The sequence below is a fragment of the Plesiomonas shigelloides genome (assembly GCF_900087055.1).
Taxonomy (GTDB): Bacteria; Pseudomonadota; Gammaproteobacteria; order Enterobacterales; family CAMTGL01; genus Plesiomonas; species Plesiomonas shigelloides.
Window position 1 is genome coordinate 1479815 of sequence record NZ_LT575468.1, and the last position, 15312, is coordinate 1495126.

The following is a 15312-nucleotide window of genomic DNA, read 5'->3' on the forward strand; positions in this document are numbered from 1 at the left end:
ACCTTAAAAAACAATCCGGCAAAACACAATCCAGAATATTGATTTACCGCACGTTCTGCCTTGTATCTGCCGGTTATTTAATCCGTTCGTTGGGCAATAATTCCAGATGGCCTTCGGCATCGAAATACCAACCCTTGATAATTCCATGTGATGACATGTCCTGAAATCCGGCTAATACCTCTTTAGCTTCGACAAGAGCTTCGGCATCGCTGTAACCATGCATGCGCTTGAGATATTTGGCAATGTCGGTGAGACCGGCAGACTCAGTGATATTGCTCATGGTGTTTACCTCCAAGACGGTGATGGAGTAAATCGAGGGCGTTATTGTGAGTTAGTATGATCGCAATCAATCAGATTGCCAGTCAGCGCACCAGAATATCTCTTTTAATACAGTCTGTTAGGTTATAAAAAAACAATGCCGACCTGAAGGCCGGCATTGTTTTAACGTAAATTGTTTTAGCGCAAAATGCGTGGGTGACGTTTATTCTTTTTCCAGATACAGCGTTTGACTTGGGAATGCCATATCTGCGCCGCGAGCGTGCACGATATCGATGATATCCAAGTACACATCTTGCTGAACTTTCAGCCAATCCGCCCACACCGTGGTTTTGGTGAAGCAATACACCATGATGTTGATGGAGGAGTCCGCGAACTCGTTCATGTACACCAGCAGTGTCTGGGTGGTATCGATATCCGGATTGTTCTGCAGCATGGTGCGGATGTCATCGACAATCACGCGAACCAACTTGGCGTCTTCATAGCGCAGGCCAATCTCGGTTTTGATGCGGCGGTTAGTCATCCGCCCCGGGTTTTCCACGCTGATAGACGAAAATACCGAATTCGGCACATACAGCGGACGATGGTCGAAGGTATTAATCTTGGTTAGACGCCAACCAATCTCGGCTACGGTGCCTTCAATATTGCGGTCTGGCGAGCGGATCCAATCTCCCACATTAAATGGGCGATCGAAGTACAGCATGATGCCAGAGAAAAAATTGCTGATGATGTCTTTACCGGCCAAACCGATGGCGATACCGCCGACACCACCGAAGGTCATCAAACCAGACACGCTCAGGCCAAAGTGTTGACCGGCCATCAGAATCAGGATCAGCACGGTCACGGATTTCAACAGGCGTGAAATGGCCTTGGAGGTCGTGATGTCATTGCCTTTGGCGATCAGTGAGGCCTCGATTTGGCTAATCAGGGCAAACACATACTTAATGGTGATAGCCGAGAGCAAGATAACATTCGTTGTGCTGATCCAACCGGTGTAGAGCTCGGTAAAGTGATGCAGCAGTAAGTAAATGATCTCGGTAACCGTGAGCGCGATGATGCCCCATAGCACGATAGAAGAGATGCAGGTGATCACTGCGGTGACCGTTTTGCGTCGATGACGGCCACTGTGCTTACGCTTGAGGAAAAAGAACCATAAGGCCAGAGCGGCCAGTGAGATGACTGCCAACGTGGCAAGGTCAATCATGAATTTGGAGTGAAACAGGGAATAAACCGAACTCATATCTGTCTAGTAGTCTTAAATTTGTGAATGTTATTTACTGGTATCTGATATGTCACTTATCAGGCCGGGATCGGAAAATACCTGCGACTGAAAAGGGTTTATTCTAGCGTCTGGTTTTTAAAATAAAATGGAAGAAAGGATAAGATTTGTAAAGTGCGAAAAAGTCTGCGGTAGTAGAGTACTGCAAAGATCAAAAAAACAACATGCTGCTATCAAATAGATTACTACGTTCATTCTTATATGGCCTTAGCGGATACCGTTCAGAGGCGAGCAGTATAGCGGAGTGGCGTGAATGCAGGCTTTTTGAGAGATACAAATCCGGTAAACAAGTACGTCAAAATATGACTTCATTGTCTAATTATGAGCCGCATGATTATTTCCTGTGAGGTAAGTGAGTTAGCATACTGATAATCAAGGGGGATTTATAAAATCCGCATATTTGTTTTGCCCGTTATTATCAATGCTGTGATGATGAATATTGTGTTTTAGAATGAAGTTATCGCTATTCAATTGGCATGATTAATTAATCATAATCGGCATAGTATTTTAATTTTGCGATGGGATACATGTATGCGCGTAACCCCTTGGTATCAGTCTGGTGTAAGAAATTCGTTGATATCGTGTAAGCACAAGAGGGGCTGTGCATAATGCTGAAGAAAACAGCCTGCGTTTCTTCCATGTTGTCTTATCGAGTATGTGCTATGTGTGCTGCTTTACACCGATAAGTTGCTTACGCAAGGCTGTATGTGATGAACCTGTGAGGGCTGCAAGCCTAATTGGCCATTGGCGCAGGTTGATCTGGGGTTACCGATGACTCATCGCTGCTGGAGGAGTCGGAATAATCGGATTCGGCACCACTGCTGTCATTACAACGCTCAGAGCCACTCCATGGTGTGTCATTGTCATCGGTATTGCGTACATTAGTGCAAGGCTCAGTGCTGTTGTCTTGTGTCTGTTCTGGTTCGGCGGCAAGTAAGTTACCAGAGAGCCCAAGCAGTAATGCTAGGCTGAGAGCTGCATATTTCATCATTGATTCTCCAGTAAAAACGGCTAAGGGTGTACCGCAGTGCTCCGTCTCTTTTGGGTAGAGAAAAAAGTGACTCAGCAAGAGGCGTGAACTCACGGAGCGGCATAGATCAGTATAGATAGGATGTAGCGTTTTATCCCAAAACATAATGGAACGTTGTGTTTTAATGCTGATATAAAGAGAGTGATAGAGCCTGTAACCTTACTTTAGTCGGCATTCGAAGTAAGCCTGCCATTGAGCGAGTTGTGTATCAGTTGTGTAGAGAGTCGGTAATTGGTCGGTAATCGTAGGCAGTGGACGATAGAAGTGCGCCATACGCTCAGTACTACAGACATCTAGCGAGACATATCCCGAGATAGCGGGACATCGGTCGATACAATAATTGCTATTGATAATCATTATCATTTGATGTGTAATGCAGATCTCATGCAAGGGAGATCGGCTCATGACTACATTACCAGTTGCAGTACCCGCACCTCGGCGGGCTAGAAAAATCAAACTCGCTCTGATGGGGCCTGCTTTTATTACCGCGATTGGCTACATCGATCCGGGTAACTTCGCCACCAACATTCAAGCCGGCTCTACATTTGGCTACCAGTTGCTGTGGGTGGTGGTATGGGCTAATGCCATGGCGATGCTGATTCAGCTGCTTTCTGCCAAGCTGGGTATTGCAACGGGTCAGAACTTAGCCGAGCACATTCGAGCAAGCTACCCGCGTCCGCTGGTGTGGTTTTACTGGATTCAAGCCGAGCTGATTGCCATTGCCACTGATTTGGCTGAATTCATCGGCGCCTCAATCGGTTTCAAGTTGTTATTTGGTGTATCGCTGTTTGATGGCGCAATTTTGACCGGTCTTGCTACTGTATTGATTCTGGCTTTGCAGCAACATGGGCAAAAGCCGCTGGAAATCGTCATCGGACTGTTTTTAATGTTTGTGGCGGGGGCTTATGTCTGTGAGTTGATTTTCTCCCGCCCAGATATCGCCGAGTTGGGCTGGCACATGGTGAAACCACAATTGCCGGATCAAAACGCACTGGTTTTGTCTGCCGGTGTATTGGGGGCGACTATCATGCCGCACGTGGTATACCTGCACTCAGCGTTGACCCAACGGGGCAGTCGTGAAGATCGCAAAGAGCGTTATGCAGCGACTAAAATGGATGTTGCGGTTGCGATGACCATCGCCGGTTTTGTGAACATCGCCATGATGGCGGTAGCGGCTGCGACTTTCTACTCTGCTGGTCACACCGGTATTACGGAGTTGGAGCAAGCGTACCAGACTTTGCATCCATTGCTGGGTGAAGCTGCGGCAGTGATCTTCGGCTTAAGTTTGGTTGCGGCGGGTTTGTCATCCACCGTGGTGGGGACTTTAGCTGGACAAGTGGTGATGCAGGGCTTTGTGAACTTTAGCATTCCACTGTGGGTACGCCGCGCGGTGACTATGCTGCCATCTTTTATCGTGATTTGGTGTGGGATGAACGCTACTCACGTGTTGGTGATGAGTCAGGTATTCCTCAGCTTTGGTATTGCACTGGCCTTGATTCCATTGCTGCGCTTTACCGGTGATCGCCAATTGATGGGGGATTTAACTAACAAGCCCCTGACACAAGCCGCTGGTCGTCTGATTGCGGTAGTGGTGATTACCATAAACTTGTATCTGCTGGTGACTACGTTTACCGGATTTAGCGGCTTTTAATGCCCAAATGAGGCACAGATAACGTACAAAGCGCCACTCCTAACGCGTTAAGTTCCATCCAAAGCCGCACAGCATGAGGTGCGGCTTTTTCATTTTCGGCTATTGATTTGATAAAGCGCAGTAATCGCCTGAATTGCTGTATAAAACAGCACTTGCCCTAAGAGAGTGTGATTACCAAAACAATATTCCACATTCTCATTGTCAGTTCGGGGACGCTTTATTTACAATGCGAAGAGACGTTATTTTATTGTGGTTATGTCGTAACGCACACTCAACGCAGTGGACATTGCCGCCAAAAACTCCGAAGCCGCTTTTGCCTACGTTCTGCAGCAGGCTGACTCATTCAGGCACACAGAATAGGGCATGACGGCCGTAGCACAGATGATGCTACCGGGTTCGGTGAGAAATTACCGGGCCTCCCGACATTGGAAAGGTGTTTTCAGGTGCAGCAACTCAAAGACACGTTTGACCGCGGGTTCTATTACCTGCGTTTGTCGATCACAGATGTCTGCAACTTTCGTTGCAGCTATTGCCTGCCGGACGGTTATCGGCCGCAGGCGAATACCTCATTTCTGCGCGCCGATGAAGCTCGCCGGATTGCTCAGGCCTTTATTGCGCTGGGCACAGACAAGATCCGTCTGACCGGTGGAGAGCCGACATTGCGTCGCGACTTTATCTCTATCGCCTCTTCAATTAGCGAATTGCCGGGTTTACGTGCCTTGGCGGTGACCACTAATGGCTATCGTATGGCCCGTGATGTCCCGCTGTGGAAAGAGGCTGGCATTACGTCGGTGAATGTCAGTCTAGACAGTCTCGACCCACGCCAATTTCATCAAATCACCGGTGAAAATCGCTTTAGCCAAGTAATGGCGGGCATTGATGCCGCTTTCGATGCCGGCTATCCGCAAGTGAAAGTGAACACCGTGCTGATGAAAGGCTTAAATGATCATCAGCTGGATCAGTTTCTGGCGTGGATCCGCCATCGTCCGTTGCAGTTGCGTTTTATCGAGCTGATGCAAACCGGCGAGATGACTTCGCTATTTCGTGACCATCATATTTCTGGCGCGGTGATCCGCGACAAGCTGCTACTCAATGGCTGGCAGCTTAAACCGCGCAGCTACAATGCCGGTCCGGCGCAAGTCTTTACGCATCCCGATTATCAGGGCGAAGTTGGCCTGATCATGCCGTATGAGAAGGATTTTTGTGCCAGCTGTAACCGGTTACGGGTTTCGGCGACCGGAAAACTGCATTTGTGCCTGTTTGGTGATGATGGCATCCCGCTGCGTGATTTGCTGGAGGATGACCGCCAATTACCTTTACTGCGCCAACGCGTGCAAGATGCTCTACTGCATAAAAAGCAGAGCCATTTCTTGCATGAGGGCAATAGCGGTCAGACACCACATTTGGCGTCGATCGGCGGGTAAGTCGTGCATGTCATTGCCGCTGTCGGTAGTCAGTCAGGCTAGCGCTGAATCAAGCTTTAAAAAACACGATAAAACCCGATTTAAAACCAAGTAGATACAAAACGCAGTGAATAAAGCGTACTGAATAAAAACGTACTGCAAAAAGTCATGATCGGGCAGGCAAGGCTGCCTTATCACACAACATCGCATTCATCATGAAGGAGTTACCCATGGGACACGCCCACGCTGAATTTATGCCAGCCAGCATTGCTGTACTGACTGTGTCAGATACCCGCACCGAAGAGAACGATACCTCTGGCCAGTATCTGGTTGAGGCGGCGCTGGCCGCAGGACACCGTCTGGCAGACAAGCGCATCGTGAAAGATGACGTGTACCAGCTGCGCGCTGTGGTTTCACAGTGGATTGCCGACCCAAGCGTGCAGGCTATTTTGGTCACCGGCGGTACCGGTTTTACTTCCCGCGATTCTACCCCAGAGGCACTGCGCCCACTGTTTGATAAAGAAGTGGAAGGCTTCGGTGAGTTGTTCCGTCAGATTTCTTATCAGGAAATTGGCACCTCTACGATCCAATCGCGTGCGCTGGCCGGTTTTGCGAACCACACTGCCATTTTCGTGATGCCGGGCTCTACGGGCGCTTGCCGTACTGCGTGGGAAAAGATCATTGCTGATCAGCTGGATGCGCGTCATCGCCCATGTAACTTCATGCCGCATCTGCAGCAGTAATTTCGCCTACACGTAAAAGGACAGGAGCATGACTCAATTAACTCACCTGAACGAACGGGGCGAAGCCAATATGGTGGACGTTTCAGGTAAAGCGGAAACCGTGCGTGAAGCCAGAGCGCAAGCCTGCGTTGAAATGCACGCAGAAACGTTGGCCATGATCGTGGAAGGGCGTCATCCGAAAGGGGATGTGTTTGCCACCGCGCGTATTGCCGGCATCATGGCCGCCAAACGTACGTGGGAACTGATCCCACTGTGCCATCCACTGCTGTTATCCAAAGTGGAAGTACAGCTGGAAGCCCAGCCAGAGCGTAATCGGGTGAGAATTGAGAGTGTGTGTCGTCTGACCGGCAAAACCGGCGTAGAGATGGAAGCGTTGACCGCCGCCTCGGTGGCAGCGCTGACCATCTATGACATGTGCAAAGCCGTACAAAAAGACATGCAGATCACCGATGTGCGTCTGCTGTCTAAAACCGGCGGTAAGTCCGGGACATTCACCGCGGAGGCATCATGATTCGGGTGTTATTTTTTGCGCAGGTGCGCGAGTTGACCGACACCGGTGAAATTGAGGTGGCTGAAACCTATGCCACGGCTGAATTATTGCGTGCGGCTTTGGCGGCGCGGAGTGAGCGCTGGGCATTGGCGCTCGATAAAGAAAATCTGCTGGTGGCTGTTAACCAGACGCTGACGTCATTGTCTCACCCGCTGCAAGACGGGGATGAAGTGGCCTTTTTCCCACCGGTTACTGGAGGTTAAGCAGATGCAGGTACAGGAAACCCGAATTCGGGTCAGTGAAGACGATTTTGATATTGCCGCCGAATACACGTGGCTAAATCAGGACGACAGCTGTGGCGCGGTGGTGACCTTTACCGGCAAAGTGCGCAATCACAGTCAGCAAGGCAGCGTGAACGGCCTGCACTTGGAGCATTATCCGGCGATGACCGATAAAGCCCTGCACGACATTATCAGTGAAGCGCGTGCACGTTGGCCGTTAGGTCGTGTCAGCCTGATTCATCGCGTGGGTGAGCTCGGCAGCGGTGAGCAGATTGTGTATGTCGGGGTCAGCAGTGGCCACCGCTTGGCGGCATTCGCGGCAGCAGAATTCATCATGGATTATCTCAAGGTGCGGGCACCGTTTTGGAAAAAAGAGCAGATGCCAGACGGCGCGCGCTGGGTGGAAGCCAAAACCAGTGATCAGGAGGCAGCACGCAGATGGCAAAGCGAATAAGCACACAGGTGATCTACAACAGACTACACAAAGGGCGCGTTGCGGCCAGCACATTGGCTGTGGTGGCGCTATTTAGCCTGTCACCGGCGAATGCGGCCACGTTGAAAGTGGCGGTTGCGGCGAACTTTAAGCCCACATTAGAACAGTTGGCGACGCAATTTCAGCAGCAAACGGGCGATCAGGTTGCCATCTCGTCAGCCTCCAGCGGTGTGCTATATCAGCAAATTGTGAATGGTGCGCCGTTTGATCTGTTCTTGTCGGCGGACAGTGAACGCCCAGAGCGTTTAGAAAAGGAAGGGCGGATAGTCTCTAACTCGCGCTTTACTTATGCTCGTGGCCAGTTGGCGCTATGGAATACCGGTACACCAGTGGGGACCGATCCTAAGCTGTGGCAGGGGAAATTAGCCATCGCGAATCCACGAACGGCGCCTTACGGTGCGGCTGCGCAATACTGGTTAGAGCAGAATGGGGCGTGGAATATTGCCGGCCTGACGCTGGTCACCGGAGCCAATATTGCCCAGACGTATCAATTTGTGCAAACCGGCAATGCGCCCATGGGGCTGGTGGCTTATCCGAATGTGAAAATGGCCCATCCGCAAGGGCAAGTTTGGTTGCTGCCCGCCGATGCGTACCCGGCCATTGAACAGCAGGCGGTGATTCTGGCCTCGAGCTCGCAGCCGAAGGCGGCCAAGGCTTTTGCCGACTTTCTGCGTAGCGATGCCGCCCGTAGCCTGATTGAGTCGCATGGCTATTTGGCGCAGTGAGGTAGCGCGCGTGGGAGGCGATGATGTCGGAGGCTGATTGGCTGGCGGTTCGTCTTACCTTACGGCTGGCCGCGACCACCACGTTGATCTTGATGCTGCTGGCGCCATCGTTGGCGTGGTGGTTGGCGCGAAGTCGTTCGCGTATTCGTCCGCTGATTGAATCATTGGTCGCCTTGCCCTTGGTGCTGCCGCCGACAGTGCTGGGTTTTTACCTGCTGCTGGCCTTCTCACCTCGCTCATTGCCCGGTCATTGGTGGCTGGAGATGACTGGCCATACTCTGGCGTTTTCATTCACCGGTTTGGTGCTGGCTTCCGTGATTTATTCGTTGCCTTTTGCGGTACAACCCTTACAAAGCGCGTTTGTGAATATGGGGGATAAAGAGCTGGAAGCGGCGGCAACTCTCGGTATGGGGCGTTTGGCCCGTTTTCGCCATATTGTGGTGCCGATGGTGCTACCGAGCTTCATCATCGCTGCAACTTTGAGCTTTGCCCATACCTTGGGGGAGTTCGGCGTGGTGCTGATGATTGGCGGTAATATTCCCGGTCAGACGCAGGTGCTGTCGATTGCGCTTTTTGATCATGTGGAAGCGATGGATTACCAAAGCGCACATTATCTGGCCGGTGGGCTCTTACTGTTTTCCGTGGTGCTGCTGACTTTGGTGTATGGCGTGCTGCAAAAACGTCAGCAAAGGCGGTTTCAGTAATGTTGCAGGTTGATATCACGCATACGCTGCCGGATTTTAGCTTGCAGGCCGCCTTTACACTGCCGGAGGAGGGAATCCACGGCATCATCGGCCACAGCGGTGCCGGTAAAAGTACGTTGCTGCGCATTCTGGCGGGTCTAACTCCGGCGCAGCAAGGTCAGATCTACTGTGGCGAGGTGTGCTGGCAAAACGGCACGCAAAGTTTACCGCCCGAGCAGCGTTCGGCAGGCATGGTGTTTCAAGATAGCCGTTTGTTTCACTGGTTAACGGTACAGGAAAACCTGCAACTGGCCGCGCGTTTTGCGAAACGAAATAGCCCTGAACCGGCGCAATTGGCCGAGCGACTAGGGTTTAGCGCGTTGCTGGATATGCCCGCCCGAGCGTTATCCGGCGGGCAAAAACAGCGGGTGGCGCTGGCTCGCGCGTTGATGGCCACGCCACGCTGGTTGTTGCTCGATGAGCCTTTGTCAGCACTCGATCATCATGCACGTCAGCTTTTACTGGATGAGATTGCCGCCTTAAGTCGTGAACTGGCTTTGCCGATGTTGTATGTCAGCCATACGATGGAAGAGGTCGTCACGCTTTGTCGTCAGGTGGTGCTATTGCATCAAGGCCGCGTGGAAGCCACAGGCTCACCGGTGAGCTTATTTGCCGATCCGGCGCTATCACTGGCGCAGCACCCTGATGCGGCTGTGCTGCTCGAAACCACTGTCAGTGGTTATGATCATGATGGACGACAAATCTTAGCCAGCTGTGGCGGCCAAACTTTACGTATCCCCGGTGATATTCGAACGGATGCGCGTTTACTGCTGCGCGTGATGGCGCGGGAAGTGATCTTATCGCGCGCACCTTTGCACGGCTCAAGCCTGCAAAATGCCTTACAGTGCCAAGTGACTTGTATCGGTCTGCCGCAACAGGGCATGGTGATGGTGCAACTGAGCTGTGCCGGACAACCGTTGCTGGCACGTATTTCCTATCGCGCACTCAGTCAACTGGACTTGCATTTGCACGATACCGTATTGGCTTACATTAAAGCTGCCGGTTTGGTGGATGGAGGCACTGTCTAGCAAGCGAGCTCGTGAATTAGCGAAATAGTAAAAATCATCCAATTAGCGCACTAAACGCTCTAGGGGATAAGGGCATTCAAGGGAATATAAGCGCTCTAGGAGATAAGGGATAGAAGATAGCCCCAAGAGCGCTAATTGGTTTAGGCCTGCGCGGTATTAATCATCGCTGTATTGATAGAGCGATTAAAGTGGTGCATCGCCACCACAAACATCACACTGCGGATTCTGATTAAGCTTCATCTCTCGAAACTGCATCATCCGCGCATCCACCAGCAGCAGACGACCGGTTAACGGCGTTCCCATTCCCGTGAGCAGCTTGATGCATTCGGTCGCTTGTAGGCTGCCAATCAGTCCCACCACGGGCGATAAGATCCCATTTTCCATGCAGCTACCGGCATGCTCACCAAACAGACGGCTCAGACAGCGATAGCAAGGCGTACCCGGCGCGTAGGTGAATACGCTGACTTGCCCTTCCATCCGAATCGCCGCGCCAGATACCAACGGCACACGATGTTGCGCGCACAGACGATTGAGTTGATTGCGTGTTGGCGCGTTATCGGTGCAATCCAACACAATCTGCTGCTGGGCAATTAGCGCAGATAAGTCATCATCCTCTAATTGCGCGCAAATGGGCGTCAGCTGCACGTGCGGATTGATGCTCTGCAGGCTCTGCGCGGCTGATGTGACTTTGGCTTGGCCGATCCGCGCGTCAGTATGCAGAGTTTGCCGCTGTAAGTTAGACAGAGACACATGATCAAAGTCTAGCAGCGTCAGGTGACCGACACCCGCCGCCGCCAGATATTGGGCTGCTGCGCAGCCCAAACCACCGAGACCGACAATCAGCACAGACGCGCCTTTTAGCGCTTCTTGCCCAGCAAAATCACATTCGCGCAGCACTATTTGCCGATTGTAGCGCAGCTCTTCTTCGTGGCTGAGTGTAACGCTAGGGGCGTGTGGTGTTGAGTTAGCATCAGTATGCGTCATCAAGCTCAGCCTCCCAACAGGGCGTTAAACGGCTCGACAGTAACCCATTCTCCGGCCGTGACCGCACCGCGCTCTTGCTCCAGAACGATAAAGCAGTTACCGCCGGTAAATGAGCTAAATACATGCGAGCCTTGATGACCGGTGCTGGTGACGCTCAACTCAGTTTGGCCGGTGTGTGGATTCACTTGGCTACGCAAAATTCCGCGTTGGAAATCCAGTCGGCCCGGCGTTTTTTTCAGGTTGCTGTCGCAGCGAACCTGAAAACGCTGTGGCGCTTGGTAAGCGGTGTGGCCACTTAAGGCGGCAATCAGCGGCTGCACCAGTTGATAGAAGGTGACGGCCGCAGATACCGGATTGCCCGGTAAACCACAGAACCAAGCGTGCTGTAAACGACCAAAGGCAAAGGGTTTGCCCGGTTTAATGGCCAGCTTCCAAAAACCGATATCCCCAGTTTCATCCAAAATTTCTTTGGTGTAATCCGCTTCGCCAACGGATACGCCGCCGGAGGTGATCACCAAATCGGCATTGTTATCGGCTTGGTGAAATGCGTTACGCAGTGCTTGCGGATCGTCAGCGATAATTCCCAAATCGAGGATCTCGCAACCGAGCTTTTCCAGCATCAAACGGATGGTCAGACGGTTGCTATCGTAAATCTGGCCATTTTCCAGCGGTTGGCCCGGTTCACGCAGCTCATCGCCGGTCGAGAAAATCGCCACTTTCAGACGGCGACACACCTCGACTTGTGCAATACCCAGAGACGCCAATACCGGTAAATGTGGCAAAGTTAGCTTTTCACCTTGGGCAACCACGGCATCGCCACAACGAATATCTTCGCCAGTACGGCGAATATTCTGGTTCAGCCGTACCGGCGCGGTGAAGCGAATACCTTGCTCTGTGCTTTCGGTCTGTTCTTGCATGATCACTGCATCACAGCCGTCGGGAATGGCGGCACCGGTCATAATGCGGACACACGTGCCTGCAGGCCATTCTCCGGTAAACGGTGCACCAGCAAACGCTTTGCCCGCTACGGGGAATTCAGCCTGTTGTGCCAGTTCAGCAGTGCGTACGGCATAGCCATCCATCGCCGAGTTATCAAACGGCGGAACGCTGAGTGGAGAGGTGACGGGACGTGCGGTGATCCGATCCAGCGCTTGCTCCAAAGATACCTGCTCGGGGGTACAAACGCAGGAAACGCGCTCCAGCATCAGTGTCAGGGCCTGAGATAAGGTACGCAAACCGGGGGTAGAACAGCAATCCATGTGATACTCCAGCGTCGTATCCGGCCGGTCTGATGCCAGCCGGGAAAAAATGATGCGTTATTATAAAGCACAGCACGCTGCTTGCGGGAGCGCACAGTAAAAAAGCTGTGTGCTAGCAGCGGTTACCGTCACCGACTACGCTTGATAATGTGTATTTCGTAAGAATGTATTAATGCTCTACAACAGAGTAGGGCTCACAGATGATATTTGTTATCATATGCGAATAAGAACAGCTGTCTTACCTGCTGTGAGATGATCGGTGGATTTGCCGCAATACCCTGACTAAATGCAAGGTAGATTTTTTCTCAGTAATGTTTATGCTTCAGAAAGATGCTTATCTGAAGCGTTTTATAAACGGATAGGTAAAAAAACTCTGGCTGCGTAAATATCATCCTAAAACGAACGAAAGCAGCCGTTAATGTGGAGAACCGTTATGTCATCGCTAACTGAAGAGGCTATTAAGGTTCGGGCGGCCCTGGAAATGCATGGTTTGGAAACACCGATGCAGCAGAGTGGTCTGGATAAAAATACCCGTAAAGCGCAAATCCAGCATCATATGACGGAAGTTATGCGTCTGTTGGAATTAGATCTCGGTGATGACAGCCTGTGTGAGACTCCGCGTCGCATCGCCAAAATGTACATGGACGAGATCTTCTCCGGTTTGGATTACGCCAACTTTCCGAAGATCACCACCATTGAAAACAAAATGCACGTGGATGAAATGGTCACGGTGCGTGATATCCACCTGACCAGCACCTGTGAACACCATTTCGTGACTATCGATGGTGTGGCGCACGTGGCTTATATCCCGAAAGATAAGGTGATTGGTCTATCTAAGCTCAACCGCATTGTGCTGTTTTTTGCCCAGCGTCCGCAGGTGCAAGAGCGTTTGACGCAGCAAATTTTGGTTGCGCTGCAAACGTTGCTCGAAACGGATGATGTGGCGGTTTCTTTAGATGCCGTGCATTACTGCGTGAAAGCGCGTGGGATCCGCGATTCCAGCAGCTCAACGCTGACGATGGGGCTAGGTGGCGTATTCAAAACTGAAGCTAGCCGTCGTCAGGAATTTTTGAGTTCAGCGCGTCGCTAATCCCCGTTGCAGTAAGCGCAAAATATGATTAGCTGCAATTTCAGGCCATTTACGTGTATAATGGTCTGAGTGGCTCAAATACGTAAGCTAAATACGGCGCTATCACTGAAGTTAACCAGGTAAACTGGCTAAATAAGTTAAGATAGTAAGTCAAATAGCAAGTAAGCTAAGTACGTAAAAAGGCGCAAATGTGCGCCTTTTTTTGATCTGTACTCACCGTTAAAAACGGTTTACTGAGCGAGCAGCCTAGCTGCAGTTCGGTCTTCTTTTTCTGTATGATAGATCATACAGAATGTCAGTGATTTTCGTTGGCTATCCCCCCATTCTCATGGTGACCAAGATGACGGGAACGTAATCCCGCTCTGTGTGTCCAACGCTATTGTGCGTGATGACAGCATGATCATTCGGGCTTGCGAGATGGCAAGCCGCTGATACACCGCATATTTGTGCGATGTGTAGACAGCGTAAGGATAAATTGGGGATAGCTGTTAAAGCCGTTCGGGCTTTCTAGAAAAAAAAAGACAACAATAACTATGAGAGGTTGCATGCAAGAACGTTTGGCTGTGCTGGATGGTGCCCGTGGCGTGGCGGTACTGGGAATATTGATCCTCAATGTGATCAGCTTTGGCTTACCTCAGGCCGCTTACTTGAACCCCGCATTTGCCGGCCTGCCTTCGGTTTCTGATATTTGGGCCTGGGGCCTGCAGAATGTCCTTGCGGAGCAGAAATTCCTGACCATTTTCGCATTGTTATTTGGTGCTGGCTTACAGCTGCAATTGCGTCGTGGCAAAGGCAATGAAGAGATGAAATCGCGGCTGTCTTGGCTGCTGATTTTTGGCGCGCTGCATGCGATATTTTTGTGGGATGGGGATATTTTACTCCCGTACGGTCTGGTTGGTTTGATGTGCTGGCGGATGATCCGCGATGCACAAAGCCCACGCAGTATGCTGCGTTTTGGTTTGGTGCTGTACTGCCTAGGTTTGCTACTTCTGCTGATACTGGGCTGGTTGAGTATTAATGCCGCGCCATCGTCTTTCTGGCAACCAGATTGGCAAACACTCGACACTGAGATCAGTACCAAACTGGCTGGTGGTGTGGTTGCCATGAAGTATCGTTTCCATCAGATGATTTCTATGCTGCTGGTGGTGATTTTGCAATACGGTTGGCAGCTCGCGGGCATGATGGTCGCAGGTGCTGGCTTGGTGCGCAGCGGGTGGCTGCAAGGTAGTCGGCTACCTCACCAGTATCGACGCAAAGCGCTGATTTTGATCCCGCTCGGCATTTTGATCCAATTACCGGGGGTATGGCTGAATATCAGCGGTGGGTGGAGCTTCCATTGGAGCGCGTATTTCGGTCAAATCCCACGTGAAATTGCTGCGCCGATTCAGGCAATGGGCTATTTGGCACTGTGGTATGCGATTTTCCCTTCCATTCAACATACGCGCTTTGCGCGCGCGATGGTGTCAGTCGGGCGCATGGCGCTCAGTAACTACATACTGCAGACGCTGCTGTGCTACATGATTTTCTACGGTTTTGGCTGGTTCAATCAATTGAACCGCGTGCACCTGTTGATGTTGGTTCCAGTGATTTGGCTGGTGAATATTGCGTTTTCAGTGCTGTGGCTACGTCATTTCCGCCAAGGGCCACTGGAGTGGGTGTGGCGCAAATTGGTGTATTGGAGTACCCATCATCACCGTCAGCATGAATCATGGTAAGGCCACGGCCGGTGCTCAGTGCTGTCGTCATAACAGTTGATGTAACCACACGGCTAGCCGCTGTTCTGTCATATAAGTCAGCTCGGTGATAAGTCAGTTCTGACATTAGTCCGTTTCGCTTG

16 protein-coding genes and 1 riboswitch are annotated in these 15312 nt (G+C 51.3%); of the genes, 11 read left to right on the top strand and 5 right to left on the bottom strand.

All coding sequences use genetic code 11. The annotated features are described in order from the left end of the window. Window positions 1-73 precede the first annotated feature (73 nt). The 3 genes from NCTC9997_RS06405 to NCTC9997_RS06415 all read right to left on the bottom strand — a co-directional run bounded on the left by NCTC9997_RS06405 (window position 74) and on the right by NCTC9997_RS06415 (window position 2546). Window positions 74-280 carry a hypothetical protein gene (locus NCTC9997_RS06405; RefSeq protein ID WP_010861761.1) on the bottom strand — a complete coding sequence of 69 codons (207 nt, stop codon included), beginning with the start codon at window positions 278-280 and terminating at the stop codon, window positions 74-76. A 201-nt stretch (window positions 281-481) separates the two neighbouring features. Beyond that, the gene (locus tag NCTC9997_RS06410; protein ID WP_010861760.1) at window positions 482-1516 is read right to left on the bottom strand and encodes a mechanosensitive ion channel family protein; all 1035 of its coding nucleotides are present in this window, start codon (window positions 1514-1516) and stop codon (window positions 482-484) included. A gap of 772 nt (window positions 1517-2288) precedes the next feature. Next, window positions 2289-2546: a hypothetical protein gene (locus tag NCTC9997_RS06415; protein WP_064977606.1), complete on the bottom strand. Its 258-nt coding sequence runs from the start codon at window positions 2544-2546 to the stop codon at window positions 2289-2291. A 442-nt stretch (window positions 2547-2988) separates the two neighbouring features. Here NCTC9997_RS06415 and NCTC9997_RS06420 point away from each other — a divergent pair, with 442 nt between their 5' ends. The 9 genes from NCTC9997_RS06420 to modC all read left to right on the top strand — a co-directional run bounded on the left by NCTC9997_RS06420 (window position 2989) and on the right by modC (window position 10142). Further along, window positions 2989-4236 carry an Nramp family divalent metal transporter gene (locus NCTC9997_RS06420; RefSeq protein WP_010861758.1) on the top strand — a complete coding sequence of 416 codons (1248 nt, stop codon included), beginning with the start codon at window positions 2989-2991 and terminating at the stop codon, window positions 4234-4236. 287 nt (window positions 4237-4523) lie between these two features. Then, window positions 4524-4688: riboswitch (molybdenum cofactor riboswitch) on the top strand. Then, window positions 4680-5660 carry a GTP 3',8-cyclase MoaA gene (gene moaA, locus NCTC9997_RS06425; protein ID WP_064978453.1) on the top strand — a complete coding sequence of 327 codons (981 nt, stop codon included), beginning with the start codon at window positions 4680-4682 and terminating at the stop codon, window positions 5658-5660. (Overlaps the previous riboswitch by 9 nt.) A 209-nt stretch (window positions 5661-5869) precedes the next feature. Then, window positions 5870-6382, top strand: coding sequence for a molybdenum cofactor biosynthesis protein B (moaB, locus tag NCTC9997_RS06430; RefSeq protein ID WP_010861756.1), 513 nt, complete (start codon window positions 5870-5872; stop codon window positions 6380-6382). A 28-nt stretch (window positions 6383-6410) separates the two neighbouring features. Then, a complete protein-coding gene (gene moaC / locus NCTC9997_RS06435) occupies window positions 6411-6893 on the top strand; it encodes a cyclic pyranopterin monophosphate synthase MoaC (RefSeq protein ID WP_047707926.1) in 483 nt (160 codons plus the stop codon). Further along, window positions 6890-7135 carry a molybdopterin synthase sulfur carrier subunit gene (moaD, locus tag NCTC9997_RS06440; protein ID WP_010861754.1) on the top strand — a complete coding sequence of 82 codons (246 nt, stop codon included), beginning with the start codon at window positions 6890-6892 and terminating at the stop codon, window positions 7133-7135. Before moaC ends, moaD begins: the two co-directional genes overlap by 4 nt. A 4-nt stretch (window positions 7136-7139) precedes the next feature. After that, on the top strand, window positions 7140-7607 hold the full coding sequence (gene moaE, locus NCTC9997_RS06445) for a molybdopterin synthase catalytic subunit MoaE (RefSeq protein WP_064977607.1): 468 nt from the start codon (window positions 7140-7142) through the stop codon (window positions 7605-7607). Continuing rightward, entirely contained in the window at window positions 7592-8371 is a 780-nt protein-coding gene (modA, locus tag NCTC9997_RS06450; RefSeq protein ID WP_082935495.1) for a molybdate ABC transporter substrate-binding protein, read from the top strand. Before moaE ends, modA begins: the two co-directional genes overlap by 16 nt. Before the next feature lie 23 nt (window positions 8372-8394). Next, the gene (modB, locus tag NCTC9997_RS06455) at window positions 8395-9075 is read left to right on the top strand and encodes a molybdate ABC transporter permease subunit (protein ID WP_010861751.1); all 681 of its coding nucleotides are present in this window, start codon (window positions 8395-8397) and stop codon (window positions 9073-9075) included. Next, the gene (gene modC / locus NCTC9997_RS06460; RefSeq protein ID WP_064977608.1) at window positions 9075-10142 is read left to right on the top strand and encodes a molybdenum ABC transporter ATP-binding protein; all 1068 of its coding nucleotides are present in this window, start codon (window positions 9075-9077) and stop codon (window positions 10140-10142) included. Before modB ends, modC begins: the two co-directional genes overlap by 1 nt. A gap of 183 nt (window positions 10143-10325) precedes the next feature. Here the strand turns inward: modC and moeB are convergent, their stop codons facing one another. Continuing rightward, entirely contained in the window at window positions 10326-11126 is an 801-nt protein-coding gene (moeB, locus tag NCTC9997_RS06465; protein ID WP_064977609.1) for a molybdopterin-synthase adenylyltransferase MoeB, read from the bottom strand. Between the two features lie 5 nt (window positions 11127-11131). Beyond that, window positions 11132-12385, bottom strand: a complete 1254-nt coding sequence (moeA, locus tag NCTC9997_RS06470) for a molybdopterin molybdotransferase MoeA (RefSeq protein WP_064977610.1) — start codon at window positions 12383-12385, stop codon at window positions 11132-11134. A 433-nt stretch (window positions 12386-12818) separates the two neighbouring features. On the opposite strand from moeA, the gene folE reads away from it, so the two are divergent. Both folE and yeiB read left to right on the top strand, forming a co-directional pair. After that, window positions 12819-13475: a GTP cyclohydrolase I FolE gene (folE, locus tag NCTC9997_RS06475; protein WP_010861747.1), complete on the top strand. Its 657-nt coding sequence runs from the start codon at window positions 12819-12821 to the stop codon at window positions 13473-13475. 545 nt (window positions 13476-14020) lie between these two features. After that, window positions 14021-15190: a DUF418 domain-containing protein YeiB gene (yeiB, locus tag NCTC9997_RS06480; RefSeq protein WP_010861746.1), complete on the top strand. Its 1170-nt coding sequence runs from the start codon at window positions 14021-14023 to the stop codon at window positions 15188-15190. Window positions 15191-15312: the final 122 nt, after the last annotated feature.

Bases quoted from the DNA above. Each gene is read 5' to 3' on its own strand.
- NCTC9997_RS06405 (WP_010861761.1), bottom strand. From the start codon at position 280: ATGAGCAATATCACTGAGTCTGCCGGTCTCACCGACATTGCCAAATAT.
- NCTC9997_RS06410 (WP_010861760.1), bottom strand. From the start codon at position 1,516: ATGAGTTCGGTTTATTCCCTGTTTCACTCCAAATTCATGATTGACCTT.
- NCTC9997_RS06415 (WP_064977606.1), bottom strand. From the start codon at position 2,546: ATGATGAAATATGCAGCTCTCAGCCTAGCATTACTGCTTGGGCTCTCT.
- NCTC9997_RS06420 (WP_010861758.1), top strand. From the start codon at position 2,989: ATGACTACATTACCAGTTGCAGTACCCGCACCTCGGCGGGCTAGAAAA.
- moaB (WP_010861756.1), top strand. From the start codon at position 5,870: ATGGGACACGCCCACGCTGAATTTATGCCAGCCAGCATTGCTGTACTG.
- moaC (WP_047707926.1), top strand. From the start codon at position 6,411: ATGACTCAATTAACTCACCTGAACGAACGGGGCGAAGCCAATATGGTG.
- moaD (WP_010861754.1), top strand. From the start codon at position 6,890: ATGATTCGGGTGTTATTTTTTGCGCAGGTGCGCGAGTTGACCGACACC.
- moaE (WP_064977607.1), top strand. From the start codon at position 7,140: ATGCAGGTACAGGAAACCCGAATTCGGGTCAGTGAAGACGATTTTGAT.
- modA (WP_082935495.1), top strand. From the start codon at position 7,592: ATGGCAAAGCGAATAAGCACACAGGTGATCTACAACAGACTACACAAA.
- modB (WP_010861751.1), top strand. From the start codon at position 8,395: ATGTCGGAGGCTGATTGGCTGGCGGTTCGTCTTACCTTACGGCTGGCC.
- modC (WP_064977608.1), top strand. From the start codon at position 9,075: ATGTTGCAGGTTGATATCACGCATACGCTGCCGGATTTTAGCTTGCAG.
- moeB (WP_064977609.1), bottom strand. From the start codon at position 11,126: ATGACGCATACTGATGCTAACTCAACACCACACGCCCCTAGCGTTACA.
- moeA (WP_064977610.1), bottom strand. From the start codon at position 12,385: ATGGATTGCTGTTCTACCCCCGGTTTGCGTACCTTATCTCAGGCCCTG.
- folE (WP_010861747.1), top strand. From the start codon at position 12,819: ATGTCATCGCTAACTGAAGAGGCTATTAAGGTTCGGGCGGCCCTGGAA.
- yeiB (WP_010861746.1), top strand. From the start codon at position 14,021: ATGCAAGAACGTTTGGCTGTGCTGGATGGTGCCCGTGGCGTGGCGGTA.